This is a genomic window from Streptomyces sp. NPDC045695, from assembly GCF_056432025.1.
The window spans coordinates 1-2,798 of record NZ_JBWKJU010000043.1 but is presented as its reverse complement, the minus strand read 5'-3'; the positions used below and the strand labels follow the sequence as shown (position 1 = coordinate 2,798).

Annotated in this window: 1 protein-coding gene; it reads right to left on the bottom strand. The window is 72.8% G+C overall.

The window, feature by feature from the left end; all coding sequences use genetic code 11:
• The coding region (locus AC07DU_RS33860) for a non-ribosomal peptide synthetase (protein WP_479115766.1) at positions 1–2,798 on the bottom strand (2,798 nt) is incomplete at both ends.

Below are 2,798 nucleotides of genomic sequence, written 5' to 3'. Positions count from 1 at the left end.
GGCCCTGCGGTGACGGTGCCCGGTTCGGTGACCTCGAACGTCCACGCACGGTCCTCGCCCGCCATCCGCAGACGCAGCGCGCCATGGTGGTCCAGCAGAGTCCGGACGGCACGGACGAGCGCCGGTTCGTCCAGACCGGCCGGGACCCTGACCACCATCGACTGGTGGAACCGCCGCACCGGACCGCCCAGCTCGCGCAGGTGGTGCACGATCGGCGTGAGGACCACCTCGCCCACGCCGTCCTCCGGGCGTTCGACGACCGCCGCACCCGTGGTCCGGGCGGCTTCGGCGAGCCCGGCCACCGTCTTGAAGTGGAAGACGTCCTTCGGCGTGATCACCAGACCCGCCTTGCGGGCCCGGCTCACCAGCTGGATGGAGCTGATGCTGTCACCGCCGAGGTCGAAGAAGCTGTCGTCGGCACCGACCGCGTCCAGGTTCAGGACCTCCCCGAACAGTGCGCACAGCACCTCCTCGCGCGTGTTGCGCGCCGCCCGGCCGGACACCTCGGCCCGGAAATCGGGTGCGGGCAGGGCGCTCCGGTCGAGCTTGCCATTGGCGTTCACCGGCAGCGAGTCGAGGTGGACGAAGGCCGACGGCACCATGTGGGCCGGCAGTGCGGCGGCGAGGTGCCGGGCCAGCTCCTCCTGGGAGGGACGGGTGCCCGGAGCCGTCAGGACGTGGGCGACGAGCCGGTGCTCGCCCGTCCCGGCGGCGTGGGTGGTGACGGCCGCCCGGGTGACCTCCGGATGGCGTGCCAGCACCGACTCGATCTCGCCCAGCTCGATGCGGAACCCGCGGACCTTGACCTGGTGGTCGGCGCGCCCGAGGTAGTGCAGCATCCCGTGCTCGTCCCACCGCGCCAGGTCACCGGTGCGGTACATCCGCGCACCGGCCGGGCCGTACGGGTCGGGAAGGAAGTGGCACGCCGTCAGGCCCGGGCGGCCCAGATAGCCGTCGGCCACCTTCGGCCCCGCCAGGTACAGGTCACCGGTCACCCCCGCCGGCACCGGACGCAGCCGCCCGTCGAGCAGGTACGTCCGCGTGCCGGACAGCGGCCGCCCGATCGGCGGCGCCAGCACCTCGTCCGGGTCGCTCTCGTGCCAGCCGGTGGCGTACACGGTGGACTCGGTCGGGCCGTACAGGTTCGCCACCCGCACGTGCGGTGCGTCGGTCCGCAGCCGGCGCACCACATGCTCCGGCAGGGCTTCCCCGGCCAGCACCAGCCGGTCGCAGCCCAGCTGCGCCCCGGCCTCCAGCAGCGCCGCCACCACCGACGGTACGCCACTGATCAGCGAGCCCGACCACGGGCGCTCGGCCAGCGCCAGCAGGTCCGGTACGACCTCGATCCGGCCCCCCGCCAGCAGCGGCGCGAAGATCTCGAAGACCGACACGTCGAACGACAACGACGTCGACGCCAGGACCGATTCCAGCCCCTCGGGCCCGAACTCCTCCACCGCCCACGACAGGAACACCGCCATCGCCCGGCGCGGGACGATCACGCCCTTGGGCCGGCCTGTCGATCCCGAGGTGTAGATGACGTACGCCGTGGCCCCCTCCGGGACCGCGCCGCCCAGCTCCTCGTCCGGCAGCGGTCCGTCGGGCACCGCCGCCAGCTCACGCAGGCACGACGGGTCGTCCAGTACCAGCGCCTCGACCCGGGTGTCCGGCAGCGCGCCGGACACCGACCGGTCGGTGATCACCAGCCGCGGAGCGGCGTCGTCCAGCATGAACGCGATCCGGTCCGCCGGGTAGGCCACGTCCAGCGGAACGTACCCCGCACCCGCCTTGAGCACGGCGAACACCGCCACGACCATGTCGGCCGAGCGCGGCAGGGCCACCGCCACCAGATCGCCCCGGCCGGCGCCCCGCGCCCGCAGGACGCGCGCCAGCCGGTTCGCCCGCGCGTCCAGTTCCGCGAACGTCAGCCGCACCGGCCCGCACACCACCGCCACCGCGTCCGGGGTGGCCGCGACCGCGGCTTCGAATCGCTCGACCACACCGCGCACGGGCCCGGTGTGGGCAGCGCCGTTCCAACCCTCGAGCACCTGGTGCCGCTCACCTTCGGTGAAGACGTCCACGTCGTCGGCGAGGAGGTCGGGGTCGGCATGGGCGAAGGTCCGCAGCAGCCGTGTGCAGCGCTCGGCGAGGAGCGCGACCTCGGCCTCGGTGAACAGGTCCGGGCGGTAGCCGAAGTCCAGCGTCAGCTCGTCACCGGGCAGCGCGAGCAGGGCCAGCGGGTAGTGGACGTCGTTGTGGGTGCGCAGGCCGGCCACGCGCAGTCCGTGTGCTCCGGACAGGGTGTCCGGATCCAGCGGGTAGTTCTCGAACACGGTCAGGGTGTCGAAGAGTTCGCCGCTGATGTCCGTCAGGCGCTGGATGTCGGCCATGCCCAGGTGCTGGTGCGCGGACAGTTCGGCCTGTTCCTGCTGGAGGCGTGCCGCTAGGTCCAGCAGCGTCTCGGCCGGCTGGAGCCTCACGCGTACCGGCAGGGTGTTGATGAACAGCCCGACCATGGTCTCGATGCCGGGCACCTCCGGCGAACGCCCCGACACGGTGGTCCCGAAGACCACGTCCTCACGGCCCGTCAGGCGCGCCAGCAGGAGGCCCCAGGTCGCCTGCACGACGGTGTTGAGCGTGATGCCGTGTCGGCGAGCCTGACGGGTGACGGCTTCGGTCAGCTCACGCGGCACCCGAACGGAGTGGTGGTGCGGCGTGACGGACGCGTGGCTGTCGGCGTGGGGGGTGAGGCGGGTGGGTTCGTCGAGGCCGGTGAGTGCTGTGCGCCAGGCGTTTTCGGC